At 70.3% G+C, this 14,926-nt stretch carries 11 protein-coding genes; 6 read left to right on the top strand and 5 right to left on the bottom strand.

Annotated elements, in window-relative coordinates; translation table 11 throughout:
* Nucleotides 1-4: 4 nt before the first annotated feature.
* The gene (gene ctaD / locus IE278_RS34200; protein ID WP_189778190.1) at nucleotides 5-1,738 is read right to left on the bottom strand and encodes an aa3-type cytochrome oxidase subunit I; all 1,734 of its coding nucleotides are present in this window, start codon (nucleotides 1,736-1,738) and stop codon (nucleotides 5-7) included.
* Nucleotides 1,739-2,152: 414 nt separating this feature from the next.
* Here ctaD and IE278_RS34205 point away from each other — a divergent pair, with 414 nt between their 5' ends.
* Nucleotides 2,153-2,368, top strand: a complete 216-nt coding sequence (locus tag IE278_RS34205; protein ID WP_189778192.1) for an I78 family peptidase inhibitor — start codon at nucleotides 2,153-2,155, stop codon at nucleotides 2,366-2,368.
* Between the two features lie 458 nt (nucleotides 2,369-2,826).
* Here IE278_RS34205 and IE278_RS34210 read toward each other — a convergent pair whose 3' ends face one another.
* Together IE278_RS34210 and IE278_RS34215 are read right to left on the bottom strand one after the other, a co-directional pair.
* Nucleotides 2,827-3,837, bottom strand: a complete 1,011-nt coding sequence (locus IE278_RS34210; protein WP_189778194.1) for a phosphatase PAP2 family protein — start codon at nucleotides 3,835-3,837, stop codon at nucleotides 2,827-2,829.
* 237 nt (nucleotides 3,838-4,074) lie between these two features.
* Nucleotides 4,075-5,244 (bottom strand): putative hexosyltransferase, encoded by a 1,170-nt coding sequence (locus tag IE278_RS34215; RefSeq protein ID WP_189778196.1) that lies wholly within the window; start codon nucleotides 5,242-5,244, stop codon nucleotides 4,075-4,077.
* Nucleotides 5,245-5,538: 294 nt separating this feature from the next.
* Here IE278_RS34215 and IE278_RS34220 point away from each other — a divergent pair, with 294 nt between their 5' ends.
* Together IE278_RS34220 and IE278_RS34225 are read left to right on the top strand one after the other, a co-directional pair.
* Complete coding sequence (locus tag IE278_RS34220) at nucleotides 5,539-7,155, top strand: MFS transporter (protein WP_189778198.1); 1,617 nt, start codon at nucleotides 5,539-5,541, stop codon at nucleotides 7,153-7,155.
* 240 nt (nucleotides 7,156-7,395) lie between these two features.
* Complete coding sequence (locus IE278_RS34225; RefSeq protein WP_189778200.1) at nucleotides 7,396-8,598, top strand: acyl-CoA dehydrogenase family protein; 1,203 nt, start codon at nucleotides 7,396-7,398, stop codon at nucleotides 8,596-8,598.
* 45 nt (nucleotides 8,599-8,643) lie between these two features.
* Here the strand turns inward: IE278_RS34225 and IE278_RS34230 are convergent, their stop codons facing one another.
* Nucleotides 8,644-9,087 carry a cell division protein SepF gene (locus IE278_RS34230; RefSeq protein ID WP_107021161.1) on the bottom strand — a complete coding sequence of 148 codons (444 nt, stop codon included), beginning with the start codon at nucleotides 9,085-9,087 and terminating at the stop codon, nucleotides 8,644-8,646.
* Between the two features lie 288 nt (nucleotides 9,088-9,375).
* On the opposite strand from IE278_RS34230, the gene IE278_RS34235 reads away from it, so the two are divergent.
* Entirely contained in the window at nucleotides 9,376-10,536 is a 1,161-nt protein-coding gene (locus tag IE278_RS34235) for a DUF5685 family protein (RefSeq protein ID WP_189778202.1), read from the top strand.
* 183 nt (nucleotides 10,537-10,719) lie between these two features.
* On the opposite strand, the gene IE278_RS34240 is transcribed toward IE278_RS34235, so the two are convergent.
* A complete protein-coding gene (locus IE278_RS34240; RefSeq protein WP_189778204.1) occupies nucleotides 10,720-11,694 on the bottom strand; it encodes an ABC transporter substrate-binding protein in 975 nt (324 codons plus the stop codon).
* A gap of 453 nt (nucleotides 11,695-12,147) precedes the next feature.
* Here IE278_RS34240 and IE278_RS34245 point away from each other — a divergent pair, with 453 nt between their 5' ends.
* Nucleotides 12,148-12,993: an amino acid ABC transporter permease gene (locus tag IE278_RS34245; protein WP_189778206.1), complete on the top strand. Its 846-nt coding sequence runs from the start codon at nucleotides 12,148-12,150 to the stop codon at nucleotides 12,991-12,993.
* The gene (locus tag IE278_RS34250; RefSeq protein ID WP_189778208.1) at nucleotides 12,990-14,825 is read left to right on the top strand and encodes an FAD/NAD(P)-binding protein; all 1,836 of its coding nucleotides are present in this window, start codon (nucleotides 12,990-12,992) and stop codon (nucleotides 14,823-14,825) included. The genes IE278_RS34245 and IE278_RS34250 overlap by 4 nt, the downstream gene beginning before the upstream one ends.
* Nucleotides 14,826-14,926: the final 101 nt, after the last annotated feature.

Below are 14,926 nucleotides of genomic sequence, written 5' to 3' on the forward strand. Positions count from 1 at the left end.
ACGGTCAGTACTCCTCGGGGCCGGCCCCCGGACGCTCCTGGCCGAAGCGGATCTGCGGGCTGTCCTCCTGGCCGGAGCGGGTCTGGGGCGGGGTGATCGCCGCGAACCGCGGATGGTGCAGGTCGAACGCCGGCGACTCGGAGCGGATCCGCGGCAGCGTAATGAAGTTGTGCCGCGGGGGCGGGCACGAGGTCGCCCACTCCAGGGAGCGGCCGAAGCCCCAGGGGTCGTCCGCGTCGACCTGCACGCCGTATTTGGAGGTCTTCCAGACGTTGTAGAGGAACGGCAGCGTCGACATGCCCAGCAGGAACGCGCCGATCGACGAGATGGTGTTGAGCGCCGTGAAACCGTCGGCCGCCAGATAGTCGGCGTAGCGGCGCGGCATGCCCTCCGCGCCCAGCCAGTGCTGCACCAGGAACGTGACGTGGAAGCCCACGAACAGCGTCCAGAAGTGCAGCTTGCCGAGGCGTTCGTCGAGCATCTTGCCGGTGAACTTGGGCCACCAGAAGTAGAAGCCGCCGAAGGTCGCGAAGACGACCGTGCCGAACACCACGTAGTGGAAGTGCGCCACCACGAAGTACGTGTCCGTGACGTGGAAGTCCAGCGGCGGCGAGGCCAGGATCACCCCGGTGAGACCGCCGAACAGGAACGACACCAGGAACCCCGTCGCCCACAGCATGGGGGTCTCGAAGGACAGCGACCCCTTGAGCATGGTGCCGGTCCAGTTGAAGAACTTCACCCCCGTGGGCACCGCGATCAGGAACGACACGAACGAGAAGAACGGCAGCAGCACCGCGCCCGTCGCGAACATGTGATGGGCCCACACGACCACGGACAGACCGGTGATGGCCATGGTGGCGCCGACCAGCGTCAGATAGCCGAAGATCGGCTTCCTGCTGAAGACCGGGATGATCTCCGTGATGATCCCGAAGAACGGCAGCGCGATGATGTAGACCTCGGGATGCCCGAAGAACCAGAACAGGTGCTGCCACAGCAGCGCCCCGCCGTTGGCCGAGGCGAAGACCTGCGAGCCGAACCGCCGGTCCGCCTCCAGGACCAGCAGCGCCGCCGCGAGCACCGGGAACGCCAGCAGGATCAGGATCGACGTGAACAGCGTGTTCCACGTGAAGATCGGCATCCGGAACATCGTCATGCCGGGGGCGCGCATCCCGATGATCGTCGTCAGGAAGTTCACCGCGCCGAGGATCGTGCCGAAGCCGGCCAGCGCGAGCCCCATGATCCACATGTCGGCGCCGATACCGGGTGACCGTTCCATGCTGTTCAGCGGCGCGTACGCGAACCAGCCGAAGTTCGCCGGGCCCTGAGGCACCAGCAGGGATCCCAGCACGATCAGCCCGCCGAACAGGAACAGCCAGTACGACAGCATGTTCAGCCGGGGGAAGGCGACGTCGGGCGCGCCGATCTGCAGCGGCATGATCTCGTTGGCGAAACCGGCGAAGGTCGGCGTCGCGAAGAGCAGCAGCATGATCGTGCCGTGCATCGTGAACATCTGGTTGAACGTGTTGTTGTCGATGATCTGCGTACCCGGCCGCGCCAGCTCGGCCCGCATCAGCAGCGCCATCAGCCCGCCGACCAGGAAGAACGCGAACGACGTGATCAGGTAGAGGTGCCCGATCTTCTTGTGGTCGGTGGTCGTCAGCCAGTCCACGATCAGCCGTCCCGGCCGCTTCACCGGTACGGGCGGCCGTACCGCCGCCTGTGCGGTGTCCGTCCCCATCGCTGCCCCCTCGCTCGTCGCGTCCCGGGCCTCCTGAAGCTCACGCCATGATGCTCGCGGGGCACCGCGCTCCGACAGGGGGCGTACGTGGGCTCTGTGCTTGAACCATGTATTTCCTGTGGCGGACCAACTTCCTTGTGGCGCCGTGGAATCGGAAAGGGAAGGGAGGGAAACCGGTCCGGATACCCGCTTTTGGGCGGGGTATTCGAGGCCGCTTCGGAGATAGTGCCGTGCGATGCGGAATTACGTTCGGTGGCGGGCGGAAAAGGTGTGGAACCGCCCGTTCGTGTGATGGTTCGATGCGCGGAACGGGTGTCGTTGTCCTGTGACAGAAGCGTGACCGGAGAGGGACCGGTGACGGATGGTGGCGGGCCCGGGGTTCCCCGTCCGCACCGCGGCGCCTAACGTGGCGGCATGGCACCGATTCCCACTCCGTCCGCGGAGCCCTCCGACAGTCCGGACGCGTACGTCGGCCTCGACGCCGGGGGTGCGGAGCGGCAGGCTCGTGCGCGTGGCTGGTCGACCGTGCGGTCGTTGCCGCCGGGTTCCATCATCACGATGGAGTACCTGTCGGGGCGGCTCAACTTCGAGGTCACGGATGGCCGGGTGACACGCTGCTGGAAGGGCTGACGCCCGGCTCGCACCGGTTTGCGCAGTTCCCCGCGCCCCTCGAAGATCGCACCTGACCGTGTGTCTGTACCCGCGGCCCGGTGAGGGCGGGCGTGCGCAGTTCCCCGCGCCCCTGGAGGGGCCGCCCGGCCCGGTGAGGGCCGGTTGCGCAGTTCCCCGCGCCCCTGGAGGGGGCGGGTGGTCCGGTGGGGGCTTGGCGCGCCGGTCCTCGCGTCCCTGAAACTCTGCGGGTGAGTGGGGGCTGGCCGCGCAGTTCCCCGCGCCCCTGAAAGCGGGGCTGCGCCCCTGCTTTTGTCCGCCCCCACCGGGCCGCAGGTGTGAACGGTTTGTAGGGGCGCGAGGAACCGCGCACGCCAGCCCCCACCGGGCCGCAGGTGTGAACGGGCGGCGGGTCGGGGTGTTTTTAGGGGCGCGGGGAACTGCGCAGCCCGGTCCCGCCGGGGTGAGGGGGGTGGGGGTCAGCCTCCTGCGAGGGGGCGGGCCGGGGTGGTGCCACGTGTCACTCGGTCCGACTGCGGAGGGCGCCGGCTGCCGAGCGGTGTCACCGGCGTCCGCTCCGAGCGGTTCAGATGCGGCCCGGGGGCCAGATAACCCGGCGCGCGAGGCGGCCGGGACGCGGCCACCGGCTCACGTACCACCGGCTCCTGCTCGCCGACCGGGCTGCCGAGAGGGGAGAGCGCGACCGGCACCTCGACCGGAGCCGCACCGCGGCGACGGGCACGCCACGCGTCCCGCAGATCGAAGATCGCGGACTCGGCCCGCGCGATCAGCGGCTCGAACCACGGCAGCGCCAGCAGGATCAGCAGCCCCGCGGCCCAGCCCAGCACCACATCGCTCAGCCAGTGCGTACCGAGGTACACCGTGGTCAGGCCGACCCCGAGGGAGACCACGGCGGAGAGGGCGGACAGCCAGCGGCGGGCCCGCGGCGTCGAGGCCAGATAGGCGAGGATGCCCCAGGTCACGACGGCGTTGGCGGTGTGACCCGAAGGGAATATGTCGCCGCCCAGCCACATCTCGTTCGAGCCGACGCTGGTCGCGTAGTGCGGACCGAGGCGGCCCATGCTGATCTTGGCCGCGCCGACCGTGAGGTTCAGGAGCAGCAGCGAGGCGCCCAGCGTGAGCAGCGGGCGCAGTGTGTGCTGCCGCCAGGAGCGCCAGCCCAGCCAGGCCGCGATCATCACGGCGGTGGGGCCACGCTGCCCCAGGACCACGTAGTAGTCGAGGAACGCGTGGATCTCGGGCCACTGCTGGTACGGCCGGAAGAACATGACCTGCCAGTCGAGCCGGACCAGCCATGAGGTGATCACGACGGCCCACACGATGGCCGCGTAGAAGGCGAGCGTGGACGCGAAGAGGACCACCCGGTGCCGGCTCATCCTGGGCACGTCGATGTGGGCCGGTCGTTCCGGCTCACGGTCCAGCCGGGCGAAGACCCGGTCCAGACGAGTCAGCTTTCGTTCGGTACGCACTCAATCGACGTTACAGCGAGTGAGCTGTGTTCCAGGCCGAAGCACCGTCTTTGTGATGACGATGTGATGTGGGATTGCTCTCAGAAGGGGGTTTATCGCCGTGGATTATGGAATCCCCCGTCCGCTCTTCCTTCAATTCGATTGATCATTCCGGAGCGGAGTTATATGGCGCTTTCGAATTCGTTCACCGAATGCTTGCGTGCACTTCTCCGGGCGCTCACCGGCCACCCTGAGTGATCACGGCGGACCGGACCCGTTCAGCCAGAACGCCCCGTACGCGGCCGACGCCACCGCCACACCCCCCAGCACCCACGCCGACCTGGCCGTTCGCAGTCGTGCGAGGGCCGGTGCGAGGGGCAGGAGGAGGGGGAAGGCGGGCAGCAGAAGACGTGGTTTCGAGCCGAAATAGCTCGACGCGCACAGGGCGAGGGCGGTGACGACCCCCGCGTACACCAGGAGCGGCAACGGCTGCCGCTGCCGTACGCAGATCACGTACAGCCAGACGAGGAGGCCGACTCCGGCGATCAGGCCGAGCCCGGCCAGGGCGGAGGGGAACGAGGTGAACTTGTCGGCGACGAAGCGGGCGAACGCGTGACCGCCGTCGAAGCCGTTGCGCCAGCCCGCCTGGACGTCGAGATAGCCCAGCGGGCCGCCGCCCGTGCGATGGCCGACCCACAGGACGTAGCCCGCCGCGCCGAGGGGCGCGATCAGCATCGCCAGGGCGCGCCGCCACACGGATGCGCCGTCCGCGGACGGAGCGCTCCGCTCCCCCGCGAAAGAGGCGATGGCCGTCACCCACACGGCCGCAACGACCGCCGCGCCCACCGGTCGGGTCAGACCGGCCAGCGAGGCGAGCAGGCCCGCGGTCAGCCAGTGGCCGGTCAGGACCGCGTACAGCGACCAGGCCGCGAGCGCCGTGAACAGCGACTCGCTGTACGCCATCGACTGCACGATCCCCACCGGCAGGACGGCCCACACGAGTACGGCGCAGACCCCGGCCCGCCGCCCGTACACGTGGTCCGCGACCGCGAAGATCCCCCAGGCCGCCGCGAGCGAGGCGACCCAGCTCACCAGCAGGCCCGCGTGCGCGGCGGAGAGGGGGGACACCGCCGACACCCCCCGCTCCAGCCACGGCAGCAGCGGGAAGAAGGCCAGGTTCGAGTGCACGTCGCCGTTGGGCAGGCGCACCTCGTAGCCGTAACCCAGCTCGGCGACCCTGGAGTACCAGAGGGAGTCCCAGCGGGCCGAGAGCAGCGTCAGCGCGCTCTTGTCCCGGGTGGCGCTCCACACCGCGAGCACCGCGAGGCCGAGCGCGCGCACCGCCGCGTACCCGAGGAGCGCGGGCGCGGCGCGGCGCCAGGACGGTCCCGGACGGGGCGGCGCGGCGGGCGTCTCAAGATCGGTCACGGGCTCGATTATCGAGGGGGCCCGGAACCGCGGACCCCGGCGGGGGCGTGCTCGGACACGGGGCCGGACACAGGCCGGGCGCAGGGCCGGACGCCCGGGAGCGTGGCGCACGCCACACGTGTCCCGGGAGAACGTGAGAGGTCCGCCACCCGGCACCGGGAGGAACTCGCGTACTCTGACGTCTCACTCGCCTTTGTTGCGTGGGCCGGGACACCGCTCCTCCCGAGCCGCAGCCGCAGGGAGTCCCCACCCAGCGGATCGCCGAACGCGAGGGAACATCTGGGAGGTACGTACATGTCCGGGACGACCACGGCCGCCGCGCGTCGCCGTCGGGAGACCGGGGCCGGTGCAAACCGCTGGGTCGTCCTTGTGGTGCTGTGTGTCAGCCTGCTCCTGGTCGCCGTCGACGCCACCGTGCTCCACGTCGCCGTGCCCGCCGTCAGCGAGGACCTCACGCCCGGCGCGATAGAGCTGCTGTGGATCGTCGACATCTACCCGCTCGTCTGCGCCTCGCTCCTCATCCTCTTCGGCACCCTGGGTGACCGGGTCGGCCGCAGACGCGTCCTCCTCCTCGGGTACGCACTCTTCGGCGTGGCCTCCGCGATCGCGGCCCTCGCCGACAGCGCGCAGGTGCTGATCGCGGCGCGTGCCCTGCTCGGCGTCGGCGGCGCGATGATCATGCCCGCGACGCTGTCCATCCTGCGGCAGGTCTTCCCCGCCCGGCGCGAACGGGCGCTCGCCATCGGCGTCTGGAGCGCCGTCGCCGCGGTGGGCGCGGCCGTCGGACCCCTCCTCGGCGGGTTCCTCCTGGAGCACTTCTGGTGGGGCTCCGTCTTTCTCATCAACATCCCGCTGATGCTCGTCAGCCTGCCCGTCGGACGGCTCCTGCTGCCCGAGTCGAAGGGCGAGCGCGACGGGCCGTGGGACGTCGTCGGCGCGCTGATGGCCGCGGCCGGCCTCTTCGGCGTCGTGCTCGGCGTGAAGCGGCTCGGCGGCGGAGAGGACCCGCTGAGCGTTTTCACGGTGGTGCCGCTCTTGGCGGGGGCCGGCCTGCTCGTCGCCTTCGTACGGCGGCAGCGGCGGCGCCGGCATCCGCTGGTCGACCTGACGATGTTCTCCCGGCCCGCCTTCAGCACCTCGGTGGGCTGCATCGTGCTGGCGATGCTCGCGCTGGTCGGGCTCGAACTGATCGCCGCGCAGTATCTCCAGCTCGTACTGGGGCTCTCCCCGCTGGAGACGGGGCTGCGGCTGGTGCCGCTCACCGTCGCCGCGATGGCCGCGGGACTGGCTGGGGCGAAGATGCTGCAGCGCTTCGGGCCCCGGACCATGGTGTGCTCCGGCTTCTGCCTCACCGCCGCCGCGGTCGTCACGCTGACGGCGATGGGCGCCGAGGACAACGCCCCCCTGCTGCTGACCGGCTTCGTGATGCTCGGCTTCGGCCTTGAGGTCACCCTCTTCGGGGCGTACGAGTCGATGCTGAGCGAGGCTCCGCCGGAACAGGCCGGCGGGGCGGCGGCGATCGGCGAGACGTCGTACCAGCTCGGGGCGGGGATCGGGATCGCGCTCCTCGGAAGCGTGATGAACGCGGCGTACGCGCCCGGGCTCGCCTCCGTTCATGGGGTGCCGCCGGGGGATGTCGCCGCTGCGGGGCATTCGCTGGGGGAGGCGTACGAGGTCGCCGCGCGGCTCGGCGGGGGGTCGGGGGAGGCGCTCCGGGTGGCGGCTCGGCATGCTTTCGTGCACGGGCTGCATGTGACGTTGCTGGTGAGTGCGGGGTTGTTGTTGCTGGGCGCGGTGATGGCGCTGCGGTTGCCGCGGGTGATGGAGTGCGCGGAGCCTTCGCCCTCCCGGGCGGGGGTGCCGGGGCCTCGGGAGGCGTCCGGAGCGCCCGTGCGGGTCGGTGGCGGCTGAGGCCGGGTGCTTTCCCGCCCACACCGCCCGTGCGGGTCGGTGGCGGCCGAGGCCCGGGCTTTTCCCGCCCGCACCGCCCGTGCGGGGGCTCTCCCGTGCGGGTTTCCCGTGGCGCGTCCCGCCCGTCGGCGGCTGGGGGTCCGTGCCTCGGGAGATGAGCCTGGACGTGCGTCATGCTGCGTCGTAACGTCAAGGACCGTCAGTAGTTACCACTGCTAGTTTTATGCGCCGGAGGTCCCCATGTCCTCTTCACCTTCCCCTTCCTCGAAGTTGCCGCCGTTCGATGCCGGGGATCCGCTCGGGGTCGATGATCTGCTGAGTGTGGAGGATCTGGCGGTCAGGGACACCGTGCGGGCCTGGGCCGCGGACCGGGTGCTGCCGTATGTCGCCGAGTGGTACGAGCAGGGCGAGCTGCCCGGGATCCGGGAGCTCGCGCGGGAGTTGGGCGGCCTCGGCGCCCTCGGGATGTCGCTCGACGGCTACGGGTGCGCCGGCGCCTCCGCCGTGCAGTACGGCCTCGCCTGTCTGGAACTGGAGGCCGCCGACTCCGGTATCCGCTCGCTCGTCTCCGTGCAGGGCTCACTCGCGATGTACGCGATCCACCGGTTCGGCAGCGAGGAGCAGAAGCAGACCTGGCTGCCGCGGATGGCGTCCGGCGAGGTGATCGGCTGCTTCGGGCTGACCGAGCCCGACCACGGGTCCGACCCCGCGGGCATGCGTACGTACGCCAAGCGCGACGGCGGCGACTGGGTGCTCACCGGACGCAAGATGTGGATCACCAACGGGTCCGTGGCGGGCGTCGCCGTCGTGTGGGCGCAGACCGACGACGGCATCCGCGGGTTCGTCGTGCCGACCGACCGCCCCGGCTTCTCCGCGCCGGAGATCAAGCACAAGTGGTCACTGCGGGCGTCGGTCACGAGCGAGCTGGTGCTCGACGAGGTGCGGCTGCCCGCCGACGCCGTACTGCCCGAGGTCACCGGGCTCAAGGGTCCGCTCAGCTGTCTGTCCCACGCCCGGTACGGGATCGTGTGGGGCGCGATGGGCGCCGCGCGGGCGAGTTTCGAGGCGGCGGTGGAGTACGCGAAGACGCGTGAGCAGTTCGGACGGCCCATCGGCGGGTTCCAGCTCACCCAGGCCAAGCTCGCCGACATGGCGGTCGAACTGCACAAGGGGATTCTGCTGGCCCACCACCTGGGCCGGCGGATGGACGCGGGACGGCTCCGTCCCGAGCAGGTCAGCTTCGGCAAGCTCAACAACGTACGAGAAGCGATCGAGATCTGCCGTACGGCACGGACGATCCTCGGCGCAAACGGGATCTCGCTCGAATACCCCGTGATGCGCCACGCGACGAACCTCGAATCGGTGCTGACCTACGAAGGCACCGTCGAGATGCATCAACTGGTGCTGGGCAAGGCGCTCACCGGTCTCGACGCGTTCCGGTAGGACCCCGTAGGACCCCGGGTACGAATCCGGTGAGCGTGCCTTGCCTCAGCTCTGGTTGAAGAAGCCGTCCACACGACGGGCGGCGGGTTCCCCGCTGACGATCTCGGTGTCGGCGGGGGTCAGCAGGAAAACCCGGTTCGACACACGCTCGATCGAGCCGCGCAGGCCGAAGATCAGGCCGGCCGCGAAGTCGACGACGCGCTTGGCGTCGGCGGCCTCCATGGCCGTGAGGTTCATGATGACGGGCACGCCGTCGCGGAAGAGCTCACCGATGCCACGGGCGTCCCGGAAGCTGTCCGGGGTGACCGTGCCGATCCGTCGGCCCTTTTCCTCGGCGGCTTCCGATGCCACCTTGACCCGAGGATCCGTGACCCAGACCTCCCGGCTCCCGGTCTCGGATCCTTCGGCGTAGTCGTCGTCGTAGTAACGCTCGTCATCGTTGTCGTCGACGAGGCCAAGCCAGGCACTCGCCTTGCGCACCGATCCCATGGACGCCTCCTCTCACAGCGGTCTTATCTCTTTCCGCATCCCCATGGTCGTGCATGATGCGGATGTCGCGCCAAGGGGATAGACGCCGCGCTGGGGTTTCGTGACGGTACTGGTGCACAGCGAATTCGTCGAGAGGCCGCGTACCCCAAGGGTCGTGCGGTACACCGCTGCTGACTGTGAGTGAAATATGATTCTTCACGGCGGACGGGTGACGGCTGGAGCGTACGGGTGAACGAACCGCCGTCACGACGCCGCAGCTCAACGTCGTACACACCACGGGGGATCGTCATGTTCGGAATCGTCAGACCCTGCCGTCATCGGCTGGGAGAGAACCTCAAAACCCAATGGATGGCGCATTTGTGCGGGCTTTGTCTCGCGCTGCGCGGGGATCACGGACAGTTCGCACGGGTCGTCACGAACTACGACGGCTTGCTGATATCGGTTCTGACGGAGGCTCAGGCCGCGCCCGGAGGGGAGTGGCGGCGTATCGCGGGGCCGTGTCCGCTGCGTGGAATGCGAAGCGCGTCGGTAGCTCAGGGTGAGGGAGCGCGGCTCGCCGCCGCCGTTTCGCTGGTGCTCGCCTCGGCGAAGATGCGCGATCACCTGGCCGACGGGGACGGGCTGCTGGCGCGTCGGCCGGTGGCGCTCGCGGCGCGCCGCGTTGCCACGAACTGGGGGCGGGCGGGGGCCAGGACCGGCTCGGCCGTCGGGTTCGACACGGCGGTCCTGGTCGACGCGGTGGACCGGCAGGTCGGCATCGAGACGCTCGCCGGGCCCGGTACGCCGCTGCTGACCGTCACCGAGCCGACCGAGTCCGCGACCGCGGCGGCGTTCGCGCACACCGCGGTCCTCGCCGGACGGCCCGCCAACGCGGCGCCGCTCGCCGAGGCCGGCCGGCTCTTCGGCCGGCTCGCCCATCTGCTGGACGCCGTGGAGGACCGGGCGGCCGACGCCGCGGCGGGGGCGTGGAATCCGCTGACCGCCACGGGGGCGTCCGTGGCGGAGGCGCGGCGGCTCGCCGACGACGCGCTGCACGGGATACGGCTCGCGCTGCGTGACGTGGAGTTCACGGACGCGCGGCTCGCGCATGTGCTGCTTGTGCACGAGCTGCGGAACTCGGTGGACCGGGCGTTCGGGTCCGCCTCCTGCTCGCACGTCGGCCCGCACGTCGGCTCGCACGGCAACCCGTACGCGCCGGTAGGGCCCGGTGGGCCGCCTTCGCCGCCGCCGCCGCCCGAGCCGCCGCGGCGGGGGCTTCTTGCGGGGTGCGCGGTGTGGGTGGGGCTGGGATGTACGTGTCAGATGTGCTGCGGGGAGTACGACGATCCGTGGTCGGGGGAACGTAAGCCGGGGTTTTGTCAGCGGTGCGACAACTGTGACGGGTGTTGCGACTGCTGCGAGGGGTGCAACTGCTGTTGCGACGGGTGCGGATGCGACTGCAACTGCTGACGGGGCCCTGCCGGGGTGGGGTGGGCCTAAACGATTGCGCAGTTCCCCGCGCCCCCAAAGACCAAAGAGACTGCGCAGTTCCCCGCGCCCCCAAAGGCAAAGGCAAACGATTGCGCAGTTCCCCGCGCCCCCAGGTACCTGGGGGCGCGGGGAACTGCGCAGCGGGGGCGAGGTCCCGGTCTGTCAGTCCTTGATTTCAGGTGGGGAGATCTGCGATTTCTTGATCGCTGAGCCTGTCGTGCCCCACTTCGCGAGAATCTCCGCATACGTCCCGTCCGCGATGAGCGAGTCCACCGCAGCCCGCACGGCGGGCGCCAACTCCGTGCCCTTCTTGAAGGCGAACCCCACATCCAGCCGATGGAACTCGTTGAGGAACTTCAGCCCCTCCTGCTGCGAGACGGCATAGCGCAGCCCGTTGATCGTGCTCATCACCACATCGCTGCGCCCTTGCTGGAGCGAGGACCACAGCGCACCCTGCTCGCTGTACGTCTGCACCTTGTACGCCTTCTCGCCCGCGTCGGAGCACACATGCTTCTGCTCCTCAAGGGTGGCCTCGAAGGTGGTGCCCGCCCCGGTCGCCACGTTCAGCCCGCACAGCTGAGCGAGGTCGGTGACCTTGTCCAGGTCGCTGTCCTTGCGGGTCGCGAATCCCTGGCCGTCGTTGATGTAGGTGACGAAGTCGATGGTCTTGCGGCGCTCGTCGGTGACACCGAAGTTGCCGACCCCGACGTCGTACTTGCCGCTGTCCAGGGCCGGGAGGATCGCCTCGAAGCTCGCGGCCTCGCGCTTGAGCCGCACGCCGAGTGTCTTGGCCACGGCGTCCGCGAAGTCGACGTCCTGGCCCGCGAGAGTCTTGCCGTCCTCCAGGTAGCTGGTGCCGGGCGGTGAGCCGCCGACGCTGACGGCCAGGGTGAGCGAGCCGGTGCCGGCGGGCAGCAGTTTCGCGGCGGCCGCGTTCTTCTCCACGGCGGAGACGACGTCCTTGGTGGGGATGGCGTTGCTCTTGCCGGCGGCTGCCTGGGCGGCACCGCCCGCCGCGGTGTCGTCGCCGCCCGAACCGCACGCGGTGAGCAACAGGGTCGCGGAGGTGATCAGGGCGAACGGCAGCAGGAACGGATTGCGGGCACGGCGATTGCGGGCACGCGTGAACGTACGCATGGAGCGGTCTCCTGGGAGCAGAGCGCGAGAGGAAGGAGCGCGCGATGAGGAAACGCGAAAGGGAGAGCACGAAAGGGAGAGCACGAAAGGCGAGAGCGCGAGGGGAGGGGTGCGCGTGTGAAGGCCTGGTGACAGGTCGAGAAATGAGGAAGGCGCCCGCCCACGAAGGGCCCGGGCGCGCAGGGGGTCAGCTCAACAGGATGAGGACCACACTCGACCGAAGTCGATGTGGGAGCGCGTGACCAGCCACTGCTGCGAATGCATGCGCACAAGTGGAACAGGCATTCGGTTGCACGTCAACCGACGTGAGACGTACCGCTCACAGTGTGGACAACCTTGACAGCCCGGGGAAACGCACCCGTACTCTCAACGGACGGTCCTGCTGAGGGGCTTGGCCGTGATCCGTGTGAAGGCACCACCCGTGTTCGACTCGACGCATCACGGAGCCTTCGCATGTCCTCGCACACCCTCACCAAGGTGGCCGCGCCGGAAGACGCGGTGCCCTCGCGCATCGTCCCCCGGCGCCGGACCGGCCAGTGGACCGCCGCGGGCCTCGTCCTGATCCTGCTCGGGCTCGCCGTCAACTCCGTCGCACGCAACGAGGCGTTCCAGTGGGACGTGGTCGGCGACTACTTCACCTCGGCCTCGGTCCTGCGCGGCCTCGGCCTCACCCTGTGGCTGACCGCCCTCGTCATGGCGCTCGGCTTCGCCCTCGGCGCCCTGCTCGCCGCGGGCCGGCTGTCCGGCAACCCCGTTCTGCGCGCGGTGAGTTGGGGGTACGTCTGGCTCTTCCGGTCGATGCCGATCCTGGTGCAGTTGCTGTTCTGGTTCAACATCGGGGCGCTCTACCCGACCCTCTTCGGCGTCAAGACGGTGGATCTGCTCGGCCCGGTCACGGTCGCGATCATCGGCCTCACCCTGCACGAGGCCGCGTACGCCGCCGAGGTCGTACGCGGCGGCATCCTGTCCGTGGACCGCGGCCAGATCGAGGCCGCCGAGGCGCTCGGGCTGAGCAGATGGCGCCGCTGGTGGAAGATCGTGCTGCCGCAGGCCATGCGCTCCATCGTGCCGCCGGCCGGGAACATGCTGATCGGGACGCTCAAGGGCACTTCGATCATCAGTGTGATCGCCGTGCAGGACCTGCTCTACTCCGTGCAGCTCGTCTACCACCGCACCTACCAGGTCATCCCGCTCCTGATGGTGGCCACGCTCTGGTACGTCATCGTCACCTCCGTGCTCAGCGTCGGCCAGTACTACGTCGAGCGGCACTACGGACGCGGCTCGGAGCGCACCCGATGAGCGGCGCGGGCGGAGCAGGCGGCACGGGCGGGGTGCGGCCGTCGCTGGTGATCGTGGGTGCCGGGCCGCGAGGCACCGGGCTCCTGGAGCGGATCGCCGCCAACTCGGCCGAGCTGTACGCCGATTCGGGGCTCGACGTGCATCTCGTCGACCCGTATCCGCCGGGCGGCGGACGCATCTGGCGCGAGGAGCAGCCGCCGCTGCTGTGGATGAACTCGCAGGCCCAGGACGTCACCATGTTCACCGACGACACCGTGGACATGGCCGGACCCGTACGGGAGGGCCCCACCCTGCACGAGTGGGCCGAGCTCGACGGGCGCCACTTCGCGGACCGGCAGCGGCAGGGCGCCTATATGCGCTGGGTGTACGAGCGGACTCTTGCCGCACTCCCGCCGGGCATCCGGGTCCGTCACCACCCCCACCGTGCCGTACGGGTCGGGGGCCCGCGCGAGGGCCGTCAGCAGGTGTGGCTGGAAGGCCGGCCGCGCCCGCTCCTCGCCGACCTCGTCGTCCTCGCCCTCGGCCACCTCGACGCGGAACTTGACACAGAGCAGAAGGAGTTGGCCGCGTACGCGCGCGCCCATGACCTCGTCCATCTGCCGCCCGACTTCACCGCCGACAGCGACCTGTCCGCCCTCCCACCCGGTGAACCGGTGCTCGTGCGCGGTTTCGGGCTCGCCTTCGTCGACCTGATGGTCCTGCTCACGGAAGGGCGCGGGGGCCGCTACGAGACCGGCGCGGACGGGCAGTTGACGTACCGGGCGTCCGGGCGCGAACCCGTGCTGCACGTCGGGTCGCGGCGCGGGGTCCCGTACCACTCGAAGATCGGCTACGACTGGACCGGTGAACGCCCGCCGCTGCCCCGGTTCTTCGGACCCGGCGACGTCGATGAACTGCTGGCGCGCCCCGGCGGCTTCGACTTCCGGCGGGACGTGTGGCCGCTGGTCGAGAAGGAGTTGGGCTTCGCCCACTACCACCGGCTGTTCGCGGCGCACCCCGAGCGCACGGCCATGACCTGGGCCGACTTCGAGCGGCGGTACGAGAAGTACACCGCCGTCGACAGCGCGGGCGGAGCCGGCGGCGCCGAGATCCGGGCGCTGGTCGCCGCCGCCGTGCCCGATCCCGCCGACCGGCTGGACCTGTCGGCGCTCGACCATCCCCTGGACGGCGTACGCCATCCCTCGTACGACGCGCTCCAGGACGGTCTGCGCACATACATCGAAGGGGACCTCGGACGGCGGCACGATCCCGCGCACAGCCCTGACCTGGCGGTCTTCCTCGGACTCCTGTCCGTCTACGGGCAGTTGGTGCGGCTCGGCGACATCGGGCCCTGGTGGCACGGCTTCTTCAGCTATCTCGCCTCGGGGCCGCCCGGACCGCGACTGCGGCAACTGCTCGCCCTGTCACGGGCCGGGGTGCTGAACTTCCTGGGCGCCGGAATGACCGTGTCGGCCGAGGACGGAGTCTTCCGGGCCACCAGCGCCACCGTGCCCGGCGCGTACGTCGAGGCCCGCGCGCTCGTCGAGGCGCGGCTGCCGCACCCCACGGTGGAGCGCACCCGGGACACCCTGCTGCGCGAGCTGTACGCCGAAGGGGCCGCCGCGACGCCCGAGGGTCTGCTCGCCGTGGACCCCGCCGACGGGCGCGTCCTCGACCGGTCGGGCGCCCCGCACCCACGGCGCTTCGCGCTCGGACCGCACACCGACGCCCGGGGTTCCGGCGCGTTCACCCGGCCCCGTACCGGAGGGCCCGCCTTCCGGCAGAACGACGCCACCGCGCGCGCCGCGCTGGCCTTCCTGCGCGACCTCTCCTGTCGCGCCACCGCCGCGTAACCAGCGCCCCGCAGCAACGGGCGCGTCATCGCATCCGCATCCGCGCCCACGGCGCACCTCGCGCCCGCACCGCGCACCCCGTTCCCTCCTTCCGCCCCGAG

This window comes from Streptomyces tauricus, from assembly GCF_014650955.1.
GTDB classification, from domain to species: domain Bacteria; phylum Actinomycetota; class Actinomycetes; order Streptomycetales; family Streptomycetaceae; genus Streptomyces; species Streptomyces tauricus.

What these genes read in the sequence shown, in the direction of transcription:
- ctaD (WP_189778190.1), bottom strand. Translation starts at nt 1,738, where the DNA reads ATGGGGACGGACACCGCACAGGCGGCGGTACGGCCGCCCGTACCGGTG.
- IE278_RS34205 (WP_189778192.1), top strand. Translation starts at nt 2,153, where the DNA reads ATGGCACCGATTCCCACTCCGTCCGCGGAGCCCTCCGACAGTCCGGAC.
- IE278_RS34220 (WP_189778198.1), top strand. Translation starts at nt 5,539, where the DNA reads ATGTCCGGGACGACCACGGCCGCCGCGCGTCGCCGTCGGGAGACCGGG.
- IE278_RS34225 (WP_189778200.1), top strand. Translation starts at nt 7,396, where the DNA reads ATGTCCTCTTCACCTTCCCCTTCCTCGAAGTTGCCGCCGTTCGATGCC.
- IE278_RS34230 (WP_107021161.1), bottom strand. Translation starts at nt 9,087, where the DNA reads ATGGGATCGGTGCGCAAGGCGAGTGCCTGGCTTGGCCTCGTCGACGAC.
- IE278_RS34235 (WP_189778202.1), top strand. Translation starts at nt 9,376, where the DNA reads ATGTTCGGAATCGTCAGACCCTGCCGTCATCGGCTGGGAGAGAACCTC.
- IE278_RS34240 (WP_189778204.1), bottom strand. Translation starts at nt 11,694, where the DNA reads ATGCGTACGTTCACGCGTGCCCGCAATCGCCGTGCCCGCAATCCGTTC.
- IE278_RS34245 (WP_189778206.1), top strand. Translation starts at nt 12,148, where the DNA reads ATGTCCTCGCACACCCTCACCAAGGTGGCCGCGCCGGAAGACGCGGTG.
- IE278_RS34250 (WP_189778208.1), top strand. Translation starts at nt 12,990, where the DNA reads ATGAGCGGCGCGGGCGGAGCAGGCGGCACGGGCGGGGTGCGGCCGTCG.